Raw genomic sequence first — 15,870 nt, forward strand, 5'->3', positions numbered from 1 at the left:
AACAGTGCGTAAATTCCTGCAAAATATAGATATGAAGGTAATTGCATTAACCGGCGGAATCGGCGCAGGTAAATCTACAGTCGCGAAAATGTTTGCGGAGCTTGGAGCCGCGACAATAGACGCGGATCAGCTCGCGAAAACCGCCGTCACCGCGGGTAGTCCAGCACTGCAACAAATAGCGGCGAGTTTTGGGTCGGAGGTGCTAACCCCGGATGGGGAGCTAAACCGCAGCCGGCTCGGAGAAATCGTGTTTGCTGATCCACAATCCCGCAAAAAACTAGAGGCAATAGTGCACCCTGAAGTGCAGCGGCTGTTTCAAAAACAGCGTAAAGAGCTGCTCGCGCAACCAGATGCGACGCGCCCGGCCGTGTTAATCTACGAAATTCCGTTGCTGGTGGAGAGCGCCGCCGCGGCACAGTATGACGGAGTTGTGGTGGTCACAGCAGCGCTAGAAACCCGGCTGCAACGCCTCACCGAGCAGCGCGGGATGACGCACCAAGCAGCGCAGCAGCGTATTACCGCGCAGGTCAGTGATACTGCGCGAATCGCGGTTGCAGACTGGGTTATCACCACCGACGAGTCACTTGCAGACACGCTGCGGCAGGTTACCTCCGTGTGGCAAGAGCTGCTTGCGTAGCTGCCAGCAGAGCCGCGGCAGACAGAAGCTGCTCACTGCTCTAACTGTTGCCTTAGGGTGGCTGTAACGCAGGCTACAGCAGGTGAGAGATCCAATCCAAAGCGATCTGCGCGTAGCAGGCGATAATCGCGTAGCTAATCAGGGTCAGTGGCAGCGCCCATGCCCCGAAGAAAATAGCGGCTTTAGAATTTTTGTCATTACCAAGATATCCGTGCCGCAAAGCATAGCCCAGAGTGAACCAGAACAACGGGATAGTAACGAGCCATACCACCATGCACCACGGGCACAGAGTTCCAATGTAGAAAACTGATTGAATACTGAGCCAGAAAACAAAAGCGATGCCGAAGGTGAGTCCGGCTAAATAAAGCGCCCAAAACACGCGATTAAATTTTGCTCCGGAGAGAATCGCCGCTCCCACAACCAGCGGCGCAACAAAAGCACCGAGGCCTAAGAATGTGTTAGAGAACCCGAAAACTGAACCCTGCCAGCTCTCCATGTTCGGGCCGCAAGTGACCAGCAGGCTGAAGTCACAGTTCGGCACATATTCAGGGTTTTTGAGCTTTTTGACGTATTCTGTTGCGAGCTCCCAAGAGCCTATCCACCCCACAATTGCGAAAATTATCGTGGAAATAGCGAAAAGGCGATGCCGATTTTGTGAGGTGCTGGCTGTCATGTTTTTATCATAGTCGCTTTGGCTGAACGCCCGAATTAAATTTTGCGGAGCAGGTGATGTCTGCATAAGCAATAAAAAACAGATTTCTTGTGTCATAATTATTTACAGGTTTGTGTTACAAACTGCAAGATTTTGACTGCGGGAGCAGCAGTCGGCTCGGCGAGTTAGTTTCAAAAGGGCAAAGCTCAGGAAACAGCGCCGAGAACGGAAAATCCCTGTGGTGACAGGCGAAGGAGTGCACCCAAGTGGTGAAGAAAAATAAACAAGAAATTGAGCAGACAACGGCGCTTGCGGCGGATGTAGCAGCAGTGCCAGAAGAAACTGTAGCTGGCGTTGCAGCCGAAAGTTCTGCTGCGGTTAAGCCGGTGACCGACAGTTTTGGGCAGCCCCTGGTGCTGCCGCTGGAGGAAATGGATTCAGCAGCGCGTTTTGCCGCAACTAAGCGGCTGCTTTTCGTGGCACCAGATGTGCCGCCGGTGCCCCCGCGCCCGCGCCGCAACAACGATTTACGGCGCTTTGACGAGCTTTTTGAGCGCTCTTTGAAGCAGGAGCGAGATGCGGAGCGACGCAGCAGCCGTGACAGTAAAGAATACGACAACATTGCGGAACGTGACGAGCGTGCCGCAGAGCAGCCGCGCGCCGCGCGCGGTAAAACGCAAGACAAAAACAACGCTGCTGCAGAGCCCCAAAAAGTCAAGGGCTCTACGCGGCTAGAGGCTAAAAAGCAGCGCCGCCGCGACAGTCGGGAAACTACTCGACGCCGCTCAGTGGTGACTGAGTCTGAGTTCCTGGCACGTCGGGAGGCTGTGGATCGCGTAATGGTGGTCAGCACCAAGAGTGACCGCGTGCAAATCGGTGTGCTCGAAGACAAAGTGCTGGTGGAGCACTATGTGGCGCGATCTACTGAAGCGTCTCTGATTGGGAATGTGTATCTCGGCAAAGTGCAGAATGTGCTGCCTAGTATGGAGGCAGCGTTCGTGGATATCGGACACGGCCGCAACGCGGTGCTGTACTCCGGTGAAGTTGATTGGTCAGACTACACTGGCAGCAATAGCTCTCGCAAAATCGAGAAGGTGCTGAGCCCTGGGGACACGGTTTTGGTGCAGGTTACCAAAGATCCGGTGGGGCAGAAGGGGGCCCGGCTGACCAGCCAGATTTCACTGCCGGGTCGCTTCCTGGTGTATGTGCCTGGAGGCGCCATGAACGGCATCAGTCGAAAATTGCCTGACACTGAGCGGGCACGGTTGAAGAAGATTTTGAAGCAGAACGTGCCGGACGGCGCGGGTGTGATTGTGCGCACTGCAGCTGAGGGCGCTTCTGAGCAGCAACTGGCCTGGGACGTTGAACACCTCACGAAACTGTGGGAGAGCATTTCTGCGCGAGCTAATAAAGGCAACGGGCCAGCGTTGCTGCATGCAGAACCTGACATGCTGATTAAAATTGTGCGCGACGTCTTTAACGAAGATTTCCAGGAGATGATTGTTGAGGGTGAGGAAACCTACCAAACAATCGTCAACTACCTGCAGCAAGTGGCTCCGGATCTGCTAGAGCGGATCAAGCCGTACGAGGGCGAACGCGAAGTGTTTGATAAGTATCGCGTCACCGAGCAGATTCAGAAGGCTTTGGAGCGCAAAGTATGGCTGCCTTCCGGTGGCTCGCTGGTGATTGACCGCACCGAGGCGATGACGGTTATCGATGTTAACACCGGTAAATTTGTTGGATCTGGCGGCAACCTCGAAGAAACCGTGACCAAAAACAACCTTGAAGCCGCGGAAGAAATTGTGCGTCAGCTGCGGCTGCGTGACTCCGGCGGTATCATCGTAATCGACTTTATCGATATGGTCTTGGAGTCAAACCGTGATCTGGTGCTGCGGCGCCTGATTGAGTGCCTGGGGCGTGACCGCACCAAGCATCAAGTTGCCGAGGTTACCTCGCTTGGCTTGGTGCAGATGACCCGGAAGAAGCTCGGGCTGGGGCTGCTGGAATCATTTAGTGAAAACTGTGACACCTGTGATGGTCGTGGCGTGGTGGTGCAGCAAGAGCCTGTCACCAACCGGAAACCGGAGCCGCAGCAGAAGCGTCGCCGCAAGCAGCAGCAGGAAAAACAGCAGCAGCGGCCGCTCGCGATTACCGACGACGCCAAAAACATGATTGCGCAAGTTGCTGCCTCCACTGTGAGTACCGCTGATAGCAGCGGTGACAACGCAGCAGCGAGTGGCGCAGTGACCGGCGGCGCAGACAGCAGCGGTGACTCTGGTGCTGGCACAGCGGAATTGCGCAGCTCTGGCGCGGCATCACAAGAAGTTGCCACAGTAGCAGTTGCGGAGCAAAAAACTAGCGCTAAAACCCGGAAAACAGTGGGGCGGAAAACCGCATCCAGCACAGTCGCCACAGACACTGCAGCTGATTTCACTGCGGATGCTGTTGGCGCTGCCGTAGAGCAGGCCGGAGTTGGTGAGGTGGCGGCCCCCTCCGCTGTAGACCCAGGAACTGTGGAATCGAGTAGCGTAACTAACGTCGCCGCGGTAGCCGGCGCACCTACCACGGAGACAGTCAGTACTAGTACTGCGGGCGGGTCGCGTCGTGTCAGCACTAAGATGGAAAATTCCGCTGCGCGGCAGGCTGATGACGCTGTTGCGGCGGTGAAGGCAGCGCAGCAGAAGCAGGCTGCTGGCGGAGCTCAGGCGGTTGAGAGCGCTGGTGTAGGCGCGGTAACGCCTGCGGGCCGAGAGGTAAGTGGCGGTGGTGATGATCCACAGCAGGAATTAGCGGCAGCAGTACGTAGTGCTGCAAAAACTCGCCGGCGGATTGTTGCACCGCAGCAGGGGGATGGCGCCGTGCAGCCGCAGGAGGCGCTGGATTTGCTCACGGCGGCGTTAGATTCTAAGGCAGCGCAGGTGCATCCGTCGGAGCCGAAACGGTCTCGTGACGGTGGCGCCGAAGAGCTGATGAAGAAGCACGGTGACCAGGCCGATAAACTAGCTGGGCTGTTTGACGTGCTGGGAGCGCTCCCGGAGCCACCCGCACCGGGGAAGGGGCGCGGGCGTGCTGAGAAGGAGGAGCGGTTAAAACAGCGTACTACCGGATCGCGTCGGGTGCGTCGTGAGCAGCAGTAGCTGTAACGCGCGGGTTATGGCCGGTAAAAGAATAAGACACACGCAGCTAAGCATTTGACCCCGGCCCTATAAATCCAGTAAACTCATCTATTGGTTCTGTCTTTTGGCGGATTAGAAAGTTTGAGTAGGTGCGCAGCGCCGCTCTAAGAGGGATTTGTTTACGGTTTCCGTAAACTTCAGAGTAAGAAAAGAGAGTCAATTGGTTTACGCAGTTGTGCGCGCCGGTGGCCGTCAGGAAAAGGTTGAGGTTGGCTCAACCATCATCGTTAACCGTGTAGCAGGCGACGAAAACGGCAAAGTTGAGCTGCCAGCAGTGCTTCTGGTTGATGGTGACAACGTAACCACCGATGCTGCGAAGCTCGCTAAGGTTAAGGTTACCGCTGAGGTGCTGGAAGATCTGCGCGGCCCTAAAATTGTAATCCAGCGTTACAAGAACAAGACCGGTTACAAGGCTCGTCAGGGTCACCGTCAGGATCTCACCCGGCTGAAGATCACTGGCATTAAATAAGACTTTTCAGGGTTTAAGGAGAGTATAAAATGGCATCCAAGAAGGGCGTAGGCTCCAGCAAGAACGGTCGCGATTCAAACCCACAGTACCTGGGTGTGAAGCGTTTCGGCGGCCAGCAGGTTAACGCAGGTGAAATTCTGGTTCGTCAGCACGGCACCAAGTTCCACCCAGGCGCTAACGTAGGTCGCGGCGGCGACGATACCCTGTTCGCACTCGCAGCTGGTGCTGTGGAGTTCGGCACTCGTCGTGGCCGGAAGATTGTTAACGTAGTTCCTGCGTAACAAACACAAATTTTTTGCAAAGGGCGAGCATAATTGCTCGCCCTTTGCTGTACTAGCAGCGAAAATTAGGTTAGGGTAACAGACATGGTAGCTTTTGTAGACCGGGTGCAGGTTTATTTGACAGGCGGTAACGGTGGTAACGGGTGCGTGTCTGTAAAGCGCGAGAAGTTTAAACCGCTCGCCGGTCCTGACGGCGGTAACGGCGGTAACGGCGGCGACATTATCCTGCTCGCAGACTCCGGCGTGACAACCCTGCTGGAATACCATCGTCGGCCGCACCGCAGCGCCACAAACGGCGCATATGGCGCAGGCGACTGGCGTAACGGTGCGCACGGGGAGTCACAGACTCTCACCGTGCCGGTGGGCACTGTTGTGAAGGATCAGAACGGCGGGGTGCTCGCCGACCTGACTCAAAACGGCGACAAGTATGTTGCTGCGCGCGGCGGTGTCGGTGGTCTGGGAAACTCTGCGCTGGCTAGCACTAAGCGCAAAGCACCCGGGTTTGCGCTGCTCGGTATTGAGGGCGAGAGCGTCACGCTCACCCTGGAGTTGAAAAGCATCGCTGATGTTGCACTGGTGGGATACCCCTCAGCTGGTAAATCCAGTTTGATTGCCGCAATGAGTGCTGCGAAACCCAAAATCGCAGACTATCCGTTCACAACTCTGCACCCGAATCTCGGTGTGGTGGAGCAGGGCGAGCATCGTTTCACGATAGCGGATGTGCCTGGTCTAATAGAAGGAGCCAGCGACGGCAAAGGCCTGGGGCTGGATTTCCTGCGTCATGTGGAGCGCTGTGCGGTGCTGTTACACGTGCTAGATTGCGCGGCGCCGGAGGTGACGCGCGATCCACTGAGCGACCTTGACGTAATTCTGCAAGAGCTTGAAAAGTATCCGGTTCCTGAGGGGCAGGTGCCGCTGTTGCAGCGTCCGCAGCTGGTGGCGCTGAATAAGGTGGATCTGCCCGACGCCCGTGAGCTCGCCGAGTTCGTAAAGCAAGATCTAGAAGACCGGGGATACCGGGTGTTCTTAATCTCCACCGTGACTCGCGAGGGGCTGAAAGAGCTCGGCTATGCGCTGGGTGAAATTGTTGATAACGCACTGCAGGAGCGCCTGGCTGTGGAGGCTGAAACCGCCAAGCAGCGGATTATCCTGCGGCCGGAGCCGAAGGGACGGCAGGCCGGGTTTACGATTCGGGTTGAGGGCGGCACTGACGGAGCGCTGTACCGGATCCTTGGCGAAAAACCAGAGCGCTGGGTGAAACAGACCGATTTCACCAACGACGAGGCTATCGGGTATCTTGCGGATCGTCTCAACAAGCTTGGCATTGAAGAGGGGCTGGTGAAGGCCGGAGCTGTGGCGGGCTCTGCCGTGGTAATCGGAGAGGGTAAAGGTGTGGTTTTCGACTGGGAGCCAACCTTGACCAGCGCGGCAGAGGTGCAGATTGGCGCTCGCGGCACAGATAATCGCATCGACCAATCACATCGCCGCACTACTAAAGAACGGCGTGAGCAATACTACGAGTGGATGGATGCGAAGGCGGCGGCTCGAGAGCAGCTTGAAAAGGAGCGCGGCTCAGGAATGTGGGGCGACGCTGAATGAGCTTAAAAACCTTGCGGCACACTGGCCGAATCGTGGTGAAAGTTGGCTCATCATCGGTGAGCGGCGAAAATAGCGCCCAGATTCAAACTCTGGTGGATGCACTTGCAGCGCTGCGCGGTGATGGCTGTGAAGTGATTTTGGTGTCTTCTGGTGCGATTGCAACCGGAGTGCCGCTGCTGGGGCTGGAAACCCGGCCCACAGATTTGGCAACACAGCAGGCGGCGGCTGCGGTCGGGCAGAACATGCTGATTAACAACTATCAGGAAGCGCTGTCGCGTCACGGCCTGATTGCCGGGCAGATTCTTTTGACACCCGGTGATTTTGAGGAAGAAGAGAGCCGCTTTAACGCCAAAAACGCGCTGCACCGCCTGTTGCAGCTGGGCGTTTTGCCGATTGTGAACGAAAACGACACAGTGGCTACGCGCGAAATCCGTTTTGGCGACAATGATCGCTTGGCGGCACTGGTTGCGCGCCTGATTGGGGCCGATCAGCTGGTGCTATTGAGCGACGTTGACGCGCTTTACACCGCTCCACCGCATGAACCCGGAGCTGAACGCATCACATTTGTGCCTTTCGGTGACGATTTAGATCAGGTGCGGATCGGCGAAGCTAAATCCGGCTGGGGTACCGGCGGCGCGCTTACCAAGGTTGCAGCCGCCCGGATGGCTGCTAACTCCGGCTGCGAGGTAGTGCTCACTAACACCAAGTTGCTGCCGGCGTTGGTCGCGGGGGAGCAGCACGGCACCTGGTTTGCAGCGCGCCCCTGGAATTCTTGACCGTGCGACTGGCGGTTTCAGCTTGCCAAAGACTGCGGTGTCATAACGACTTCAGTCCACGGTGTAATATCACAGAGCCAGCGGGATTTGCCTGACGGTGTTAGCGGTGTCAGGCTAACACAGTCTGCCGCGGCAGACTAACATAGTAATATGGCACAACCAGCTGAGCTGACAGAATTGTTTCAAAGCGCTAAGCGCGCAGCTAAAACCATTGCGCAAGCCGGAACCCCGGTGAAAGATGCGGCGCTGGAGCAAATTGCTGCACTGTTAGTTGAGAGTGCCCCGCAAATTGCCGCCGCTAACGAGCTAGATATGCAGCGTGGTCGGGATGCGGGGATGGCTCCCGGCTTGCTTGACAGGTTACTGCTAGATGAACCCCGGGTGCGGGCGCTGGCTGCGCAGGTGCGCGAGGTTATCGCGCTTACTGATCCGGTAGGGCAGGTGGTGCGCGGATCCACCCTCCCTAATGGTTTGCTGCTGCAACAGGTGCGGGTGCCGTTCGGCGTGATTGGCGCTATTTATGAGGCACGCCCGAACGTCACTGTGGATATTGCGGCGCTGGCGTTGAAGAGCGGTAACGCAGTGGTGTTGCGCGGTGGTAGTGCGGCACAGCGCACGAACGAGCAGCTGGTTGCGGTTTTGCAGGAGGCGCTGCAGCGAGTTGGGCTTGACGGCGCTGCGGTGCAGACCGTGGATGCTTTTGGGCGTGACGGCGCTGCGGCGATGATGACCGCGCGCGGCTATCTGGATGTTTTGATTCCGCGCGGCAGCGCTGGTCTGATTGCGACAGTGATTAAGGAAGCCACAGTGCCGGTGATTGAAACCGGGGCGGGTGTCGTGCACATTTACGTCGATGCGGCCGCCGAGCTGACACAGGCGCTGGAGATTATCGAAAATGCAAAGGTGCAGCGGCCGGGAGTGTGTAATGCGGTTGATACCGTGTTGCTGCACCAGGAGGTTGCAGCTGATTTTGTGCCGCTATTGGTGGATCGGCTCACCCCGCAGGGGGTGACTCTGTTGGGAGACGCGGCAAGTTGCCAGCTTGACGAGCGCATCTCGGAGGCGACTGACGAAACCTGGGGCACGGAGCATCTGGCTTTGCGGTTGGGGTTGCGGATTGTATCTGATTTAGATGCTGCGCTGCAGCACATTGAGGTTTATTCAACCGGACACACGGAGGCGGTGCTGTCGCAAAACGTAGCCGTTGTTGAGCGCTTTTTGCGGGAAGTAGATGCGGCCAGCGTGATTGCGAACGCTTCAACCCGTTTCACTGATGGCGGCGCTTTTGGGTTTGGTGCCGAAGTTGGGATTTCAACACAGAAGTTGCATGCGCGCGGGCCGATGGCGTTGCCCGAGATGACCAGCACAAAGTGGATTACGCGTGGAAGTGGGCAAATTCGCTCGTAACACGGTAAGATTAATTGACACAGAAAGATGGGAATTATGTTTAATAGCGTATTCGTGACTGAGGGTGCACACGTCGTTAATGAGCTCGTAGCTCCTGCGCCTGTTTTTGGTGCAATTGCTTTTGTTGCTTTCACCGCACTGGCGATTGTTACTTTCAGCTTCCGCGATGTTGCTAATCGCCACTCTGAAAAAGCTGCAGCTTATAAAGAGAAGTTTGGCGGTCAGGCGCCACATCACCGGTGAGTTCTAAACCTCGTCGTATCGGCGTTATGGGTGGGACTTTTGACCCCATCCATCACGGGCATTTGGTGGCCGCAAGTGAGGTCGCCGACAGCTTTGATCTCGACGAGGTTATTTTTGTGCCCACCGGGCAACCGTGGCAGAAGTCGGGGGTTAGCGACGCGGAGCATCGCTACCTGATGACGGTTGTTGCCACAGCAAGCAATCCGCGTTTTACTGTCAGTCGCGTAGATATTGATCGTGCGGGGCCAACATACACCGTTGATACCCTGCGAGATTTACGGGCTCAGTATCCTAACGATGAGCTTTTCTTTATCACCGGCGCTGACGCTATAGGGCAGATTATGAGCTGGAAAGATATCGATAAGGTGTGGGATTTGGCACATTTTATTGGTGTTTCCAGGCCCGGTCATGAGCTGTCATTAAGCGGTTTGTCGGAAAATAATGTTAGTTTATTAGAAGTCCCGGCTCTGGCTATCTCCTCAACGGATTGTCGGAGGCGTGTCGCGCGAGGTTTCCCGGTGTGGTACCTCGTCCCTGACGGTGTGGTGCAGTACATTGCTAAACACCGGCTGTATTTGACCAACTAAGGTACCTAAAGATGAACGAGAACACTCCAGAACGGCAGCTGACCCGGCGTGAGCTGCGTGAGCTTGCAGCGCAGCAGGCAGCGCAGACAACTGGTGAGTACACAGATACCGCAACCACGGGGTTTGCGGTGCACGCAGAACCGGGCTACACCGCTGAGCAGCTGCGGATTGTTGAAGAATTAACTGCCGCAGTGCAGGTTTCACGGGTTACCGCTGCTGGCACCGAACTGTCGCGGCGCGAATACCGTGCGGCACGGGAAGCAGAGTATCAGCGTTTGCTGGCTGAGTGGGAAGCTGAGAATGGCCCACTAGCTGCATACGGGGTGCCAGTAGCTGCTGATGCTGATGCAACAGCAGCTTTTGAGCCGGTTGCGGCTGTTGCGGTCACACCTGCCGCGGCTGAAGATGAAGATACCGCAACGGGCGCAGCTGAAGCTGCGGCAGAGGTAGCGCCCACACCGCAACCTGCAGTGGAAGAGAACACCGCAGTAGGTGCAGCAGGTTCGGGGACAGACGTACAGCTGGAAGCGCCAACTGCGCTGGCGGAGGACGCCGCAGTAGAAGCTGAACCGGTTGTGGAACCAGTAGCTGTAGGGCACGATGGTGGTGCCACTACGATAGAAGGCGCTGACAGCGGCGCTGCTGTGGAAGAGATCGCGCTGGAAACAGATGAGGTCGCGCTGGAAGCAGATGATGTGGCGCCGGAAGCTAACGCCTTTGATGCAGAACTGCCTGCGACCCAGGCTTTCAGTGTTGCAGAGCTTGCGGAAGCCGCAGGCGCAGCGGAGGCTAGTGAAGCCGCGGCTAGTGCAGAGTCAAACACCAAGAAACGGCTTTGGCCATGGGGTAAAAAGGATAAAGAGCAGCAGCCGGAAACCGCTGCCGCAGATGCAGCTGCTGCGGAAGAAGAAGCCGATATTGCTGCCGCTGTTGTTGCTGATGTTACCGGTGCCGATAGTATTGCTGAAACTGCGGAAACCGCGGAAGCGCCGGAAACTGGTGGGGCAGTACTAGTTGACCAGGCAGCTGATGTCACAGAGGAGGCGGCAGAAGAAAACGCTGGATCTGTTAATGAGCCAGAGCTGCTGGAAGCAGAACTGGTAGCTGACCCAGAACCTGAGGTGACTGTTTTCACAACCGAGAACGAAGTTATCGTTCCGGCTGTCGAGGAAGCACAGGTAGCTGCGGAAGCGGAAATTGTTGCCGGTGATGCCGCGGCTGACGATGCGGATGCGGATAGTGCCACTGCGACGCCGGAGTCGGTGGAGTACTCATTCCCAGATATCGCACCGCTAGACGAAGAAGTATCAGTTTTTGATGCCGGCAGCAACAGAGAAATGTCTGCAACCACCGGTTTTGATGCTCTAATTAACCGTGCAGTTGAGGAGGAAACCTCAGCTTCCGTGACCAGCGGCACCGCCGCCCTGATTCTGCCGACGCTGCCAGAAGAAGCAGTTTTGAAGGCAGCGCTTGACGAGGAAAGCGGTGTGTTCGTGTCTGGTTCTATCCAGTTACCGCAATCAGTTGGGGAGACCGGTGGGCATCACAGCCTGCACGGCAGCGATGCCGGGGAAAAAGAAGTGCTGGATGAAATTTTTGAAACCAGTTCACACACTCAGCCAGTTTCGGCCCTGCGTGCGGTTTCGTCGCAGCACGCGCAGGTGACACAGATGCTTGCCGAAACCAAAAAAGACGACAGCAAAGCACCACTGGTGTTTATGATTACGGGCGGAGCTCTGGTGGTTGCTGCGGGAGCTGTTGTGGTTGCTGCCCTGAACGGAATGTTTGGTTAAATAAATGGTAGAAAAATTAACTGCTGCGCAGCAGCTGGAAATCGCGTTGCAGGCGGGTCAGAAAGTTGATGCGCTAGATCCCGTGGCGCTCGAGGTTTCAGAGGTTTTCGGCTACGCGGATGTGTTCCTGATTGTTGGCGGCACCGTTGAACGCAACGTACAAGCAATCGCGCGCGAAATCGAAGATGCATTGAACCTCTCGGGTGTGAAAACCCTGCGTCGTGAAGGGCGAGAAACCGGCAGGTGGATCCTGCTTGATTTCGGTGACCTTATCGTGCATGTTTTCCACCAGGAAGAGCGCGAGTTCTATAGCCTCGAGCGGCTGTGGGATGACGGCAGAAAAATTGACGTGTCACAGTATTTAGCTGGCTAAAACACGATGCAAGCAAGGAACACGCTCGCTTTGCGTGTTCCTTGCTTTTTATGTATACTAAAAAAGTTGTCGGTCGAGTATTCGGCCGATTTCAGGGCCTGTAGCGCAGTTGGTAGCGCACCTGCATGGCATGCAGGGGGTCACGGGTTCGATTCCCGTCAGGTCCACAAACTGTGAAGTCCCAGGGTGAATTTATTCATGCGCCTTGGGACTTTTGCTTTGCAGAGTAGTATCATCCCGTGGAGACAGTGTATTCAGCGAAGGGGAGTAGCATGAATGATACTTACGCGGCTGAGGCTGCGAAGCGCGACCTGAAAACCGCCGTGCTAGATACAGCTGTTGCTGTCGCAGTGGCTTGATGGCAGCTGCGGTTTAGTGGCTCGGTTACGCAGTGAGGTTCATGGCAGCGGTGGCAGCGTGCCTAGCGAAGAAAAGAATCAAGCAGGAAGGCTGAAGATGCAAAAGCTCTCTCTAGACGTATGTGTTATCGGGTTCGGAAAAGCCGGTAAAACCATTGCTGCGAAACGCGCTGCAGCAGGCGATAAAGTTGCGCTGGTGGAGGCGGATCCGCAGATGTATGGCGGCACCTGCATTAATATCGGGTGCGTCCCGACAAAATTTTTGCTCACACAAGCCGCAGCCGGACAGCCCTACAAGGATGCACAGCAAGCGCGCAATAATTTCATCGCAAAGCTCAACAGCGCCAACCAAGCAATGGTGGAAGGCAAAGGGGTATTGCTGGTTACCGGAATCGCCAGCTTTAGCGGCCCCAAAACTATCGTTGTGGGCGACCAGCTGGAGCTTACCGCCGACACCATCATCATTAACACCGGGGCCGTGAGCACGGTCACGGCGGCGGGACGGATCCACGATTCCACATCTATTCAGCAGTTGACAAGTGCACCGGAGTCGCTGGCGATTGTTGGTGCCGGGCCGATTGGGCTGGAGTTCGCGACGATGTTTAAGCGCTTTGGCACCCGGGTCAAAGTTTATAACGGGGCGCCAGAGTTTTTGGGTCAGTATGACTCAGACATTGCGCAGGCGGTGCGGGAACATTTGACGCAGCAGGGCATTGAAATTGTGGATCAGCGAGTGGAAGCTCCGGAGCAGCTGCAAGAAGAGTTAGTGCTGATGGCGGTGGGGCGCCGTCCAGCCGTGGCAGGGCTGCAGCTGGAGGCTGCCGGAATTGCCTACACCGAGCGCGGAATCACCGTCACCGAGCACTGCGAAACTAATATTCCGGGAGTGTACGCGGTTGGTGACGTGACCGGGGCGCCGCAGTTTACATACGCGTCATACGATGATCACCGCATTGTGATGGCACATCGATGGGGCAAGCAGGAGCGCAGCCGGAAAGGGCGAGTGTTGCCGAGCACAGTGTTTATTGATCCACCCCTAGCAACCGTGGGCTCAACCGCCAAGGAAGCAGCCGCAACGCGGGAAATTGTGGTGCGACAGGCGAATATTGCTGACCTCGCAATCGTGCCGCGGCCGAAGATTCTGGGGCAGACAGCGGGGGTTGCGAAATTTGTGGTTGATGCCGCAAGCGATGAGATCCTCGGAGCTACACTGTTTTGCGTGGACGCGCAAGAGCTGATCAATATGGTGGCGCTGGCGATGCGACACGGCATTACCGCGCAGCAGCTGGGAGCGGGAATTTACACGCATCCCGCAACCGCCGAGCTGTTTAACGCGGTGCTGGAGTAGTCGCGTGTTTCTGGTGTGGAGTGCAGTTGAGCTGTGCTGAAAGCGCAAAAGCATCGAGGGACATGATAATTTAAGGGGCATTTGTGGATCGCGCCAGCCGGTTGTGGCTTGAGCAATGATTACGGCTGAGTAACAAATAGCTTAATCTTAGTGTCATAAGTTTACGTTGTGTAAAAGTTCCGGCTAAAGTGGTCACAACTGGTTAGATTTTTAACTCACAGCAATCTGTGGGTTGTGTCAAAATCAAACCAGACGACACAGTACCAAGGAGTCGATTTTGAACAAAAATACCAAATTTACAGGTGCGCTTGCGCTGGCTGCTGGTTCAGCACTGTTGCTATCAGCATGTGCACCAGGCGGCCCAACCACCGAAAACAAGGCTGATGCAAGCAAGACCAGCGGTCAGCAGTACACCGTGCAGCCAACCAACACCGGTTACGCTGATCTCGGTGACGTGACCACCGCTGAGGGTGAGATCCGCTGGGGTAGCGGTGATAACTTCACCTCATACAACTACCTCAACGCTGACAACTACTCTACATACAACGGTTATGTATATGAGCGGATGTCAAACGGCTTTAACTACCGTGGCACCGATGGTGTAATCTACCCGAACGAAGAGTTCGGTAAGTACGAGAAGATCTCTGAGTCACCACTCAAGGTTAAGTACACCATCAACGAGAAGGCTGTATGGTCTGACGGTGAGCCAATCACTGCTGGCGACTTCATCTTCAAGTGGGCTACTGAAAACCCAGAGACCAAGGATGCCGAGGGCAACACTGTATTTGATCCAGTATCGCTCGACTTCGGTACCCAGGTGCCTGGCGGTGTTGAGGCTGAGTCATTCAGCTCTAAAGAGTTCGTGGTGACCTACCCAGAACCATACGCAGACTGGGAGATTCTGGTTAGCGGTATCCTGCCAGCACACGTTGTAGCGAAGCAGGTTGGCATGACTAAGGACGAGCTGCTGACCGCTGCACAAAACAAAGACGGCGAAGCTTTGAAGAAGGCTGCTGAATTCTGGAACACCGGCTGGAACGTAACCACCAAGCTGGGTGACCCAGAGCTGTACCCATCATACGGTCAGTACAAGCTGGTAGCTTTCTCACCAGGCCAGTCAATTACTCTGGAAGCTAATGAAAACTACTGGGGTACTCCAGCAGCTACCAAGACCCTGACTGTCCGTATCGCTGATCCGTCAACTCACGCACAGGCGCTGCAGAACCGTGACCTGAACGCGATTCAGCCACAGGCTACCGTTGACACTCTGAACCAGCTGCAGGGCATGGGTGACTCAGTTGTGATTCACCAGTTCCCAACCATGACCTACGAACACCTGGATTACAACTTTGGTGGTGGCGTATTTGCTGCTAGCCCAGAGCTGCGTGAGGCATTTGCATACTGCGTGCCACGTCAGCAGATTGTAGACAACCTGATTAAGCCAATCAACCCAGAAGCTGCTGTGCTTAACGCGCGCGAGTTCTTCAACTTCCAGCCTGAGTACAAGGACGTTGTAGATTACAGCTACGACGGCCGCTACGATGAGGTAAACATCGAAAAGGCTAAAGAACTGATTGCAAAATCAGGCGTTGCTAACCCAACCGTACGTCTTGGCTACAACAAGCCAAACCCACGTCGTACCGATACCGTTGCTCTGATTAAGGAATCATGTGACCAGGCTGGCTTCAACATTGTTGACCAGGGTTCGGATACCTTCTTCGCTCCTGACGGTGACCTGAGCTCAGGTAACTACGATGTGGCACTGTTCGCTTGGGCAGGTTCAGGTCAGATTGCAAGTGGTGAGAACATCACTGGTTCAAAGGGCCAGCAGAACTACGGCCAGTTCAAGAGCGACGCTGTTGACGCGGCATGGAAGACCGTTACCGGAACTGTTGATCCAAAACAGCAGCTGGAAGGTCGCAAAGAGGTAGAGAAGCTGCTGTGGGAGAACCTGTTCAACATCCCACTGTACACTCACCCAGGTATCGCAGCTAACAACTCAGATTTGGCTAACGTACGTGCGAACTCAACCCAGTCTGATCTGGTTTGGAACCTCCACCAGTGGGTATTCATTAAGGATAAAGCAGAGTAAATCTGTCCTTTAATTGAGCAAAAAATTGTTGGGCTCAGGGGGTTTTGTTCCCTGAGCCCTTCATTTTGTATTAGAGTT

At 55.7% G+C, this 15,870-nt stretch carries 14 protein-coding genes and 1 tRNA gene; 14 read left to right on the plus strand and 1 reads right to left on the minus strand.

Features of this window, described 5'->3' with window-relative positions; all coding sequences use genetic code 11:
* Positions 1 to 31: 31 nt before the first annotated feature.
* Positions 32 to 637, plus strand: coding sequence for a dephospho-CoA kinase (gene coaE, locus F5897_RS00355; RefSeq protein ID WP_183304082.1), 606 nt, complete (start codon positions 32 to 34; stop codon positions 635 to 637).
* A 73-nt stretch (positions 638 to 710) separates the two neighbouring features.
* Here coaE and F5897_RS00360 read toward each other — a convergent pair whose 3' ends face one another.
* Positions 711 to 1,310, minus strand: coding sequence for a vitamin K epoxide reductase family protein (locus F5897_RS00360; protein ID WP_183304083.1), 600 nt, complete (start codon positions 1,308 to 1,310; stop codon positions 711 to 713).
* Between the two features lie 248 nt (positions 1,311 to 1,558).
* Between F5897_RS00360 and F5897_RS00365 the strand changes: the two genes are divergently transcribed.
* The 13 genes from F5897_RS00365 (at position 1,559) to F5897_RS00425 (ending at position 15,792) form a co-directional block, all read left to right on the plus strand.
* Positions 1,559 to 4,426 (plus strand): Rne/Rng family ribonuclease, encoded by a 2,868-nt coding sequence (locus tag F5897_RS00365; RefSeq protein WP_343048695.1) that lies wholly within the window; start codon positions 1,559 to 1,561, stop codon positions 4,424 to 4,426.
* Between the two features lie 199 nt (positions 4,427 to 4,625).
* Positions 4,626 to 4,934: a 50S ribosomal protein L21 gene (gene rplU, locus F5897_RS00370; RefSeq protein WP_124823975.1), complete on the plus strand. Its 309-nt coding sequence runs from the start codon at positions 4,626 to 4,628 to the stop codon at positions 4,932 to 4,934.
* 29 nt (positions 4,935 to 4,963) lie between these two features.
* Positions 4,964 to 5,215 carry a 50S ribosomal protein L27 gene (gene rpmA, locus F5897_RS00375; RefSeq protein WP_124823976.1) on the plus strand — a complete coding sequence of 84 codons (252 nt, stop codon included), beginning with the start codon at positions 4,964 to 4,966 and terminating at the stop codon, positions 5,213 to 5,215.
* Between the two features lie 84 nt (positions 5,216 to 5,299).
* Positions 5,300 to 6,814 (plus strand): GTPase ObgE, encoded by a 1,515-nt coding sequence (gene obgE / locus F5897_RS00380; RefSeq protein WP_183304084.1) that lies wholly within the window; start codon positions 5,300 to 5,302, stop codon positions 6,812 to 6,814.
* Complete coding sequence (gene proB / locus F5897_RS00385; protein WP_183304085.1) at positions 6,811 to 7,590, plus strand: glutamate 5-kinase; 780 nt, start codon at positions 6,811 to 6,813, stop codon at positions 7,588 to 7,590. The genes obgE and proB overlap by 4 nt, the downstream gene beginning before the upstream one ends.
* Before the next feature lie 150 nt (positions 7,591 to 7,740).
* Positions 7,741 to 8,997: a glutamate-5-semialdehyde dehydrogenase gene (locus F5897_RS00390; protein WP_183304086.1), complete on the plus strand. Its 1,257-nt coding sequence runs from the start codon at positions 7,741 to 7,743 to the stop codon at positions 8,995 to 8,997.
* A 36-nt stretch (positions 8,998 to 9,033) separates the two neighbouring features.
* Positions 9,034 to 9,240 carry a hypothetical protein gene (locus F5897_RS00395; protein ID WP_425485639.1) on the plus strand — a complete coding sequence of 69 codons (207 nt, stop codon included), beginning with the start codon at positions 9,034 to 9,036 and terminating at the stop codon, positions 9,238 to 9,240.
* Complete coding sequence (gene nadD / locus F5897_RS00400; RefSeq protein WP_321193472.1) at positions 9,237 to 9,827, plus strand: nicotinate-nucleotide adenylyltransferase; 591 nt, start codon at positions 9,237 to 9,239, stop codon at positions 9,825 to 9,827. Before F5897_RS00395 ends, nadD begins: the two co-directional genes overlap by 4 nt.
* Before the next feature lie 11 nt (positions 9,828 to 9,838).
* A complete protein-coding gene (locus F5897_RS00405; protein WP_183304088.1) occupies positions 9,839 to 11,620 on the plus strand; it encodes a hypothetical protein in 1,782 nt (593 codons plus the stop codon).
* A 4-nt stretch (positions 11,621 to 11,624) separates the two neighbouring features.
* Positions 11,625 to 11,993: a ribosome silencing factor gene (gene rsfS, locus F5897_RS00410; protein WP_124823982.1), complete on the plus strand. Its 369-nt coding sequence runs from the start codon at positions 11,625 to 11,627 to the stop codon at positions 11,991 to 11,993.
* Between the two features lie 94 nt (positions 11,994 to 12,087).
* Positions 12,088 to 12,160: transfer RNA gene (locus F5897_RS00415), tRNA-Ala, on the plus strand.
* Positions 12,161 to 12,449: 289 nt separating this feature from the next.
* The gene (locus F5897_RS00420; RefSeq protein ID WP_183304089.1) at positions 12,450 to 13,700 is read left to right on the plus strand and encodes an FAD-dependent oxidoreductase; all 1,251 of its coding nucleotides are present in this window, start codon (positions 12,450 to 12,452) and stop codon (positions 13,698 to 13,700) included.
* A gap of 277 nt (positions 13,701 to 13,977) precedes the next feature.
* Entirely contained in the window at positions 13,978 to 15,792 is a 1,815-nt protein-coding gene (locus F5897_RS00425; protein ID WP_183304090.1) for an ABC transporter family substrate-binding protein, read from the plus strand.
* The last annotated feature ends 78 nt before the right edge of the window (positions 15,793 to 15,870 follow it).

Origin of the sequence: Canibacter oris, from assembly GCF_014197205.1 — a bacterium.
Lineage (GTDB): Bacteria > Actinomycetota > Actinomycetes > Actinomycetales > Microbacteriaceae > Canibacter > Canibacter oris.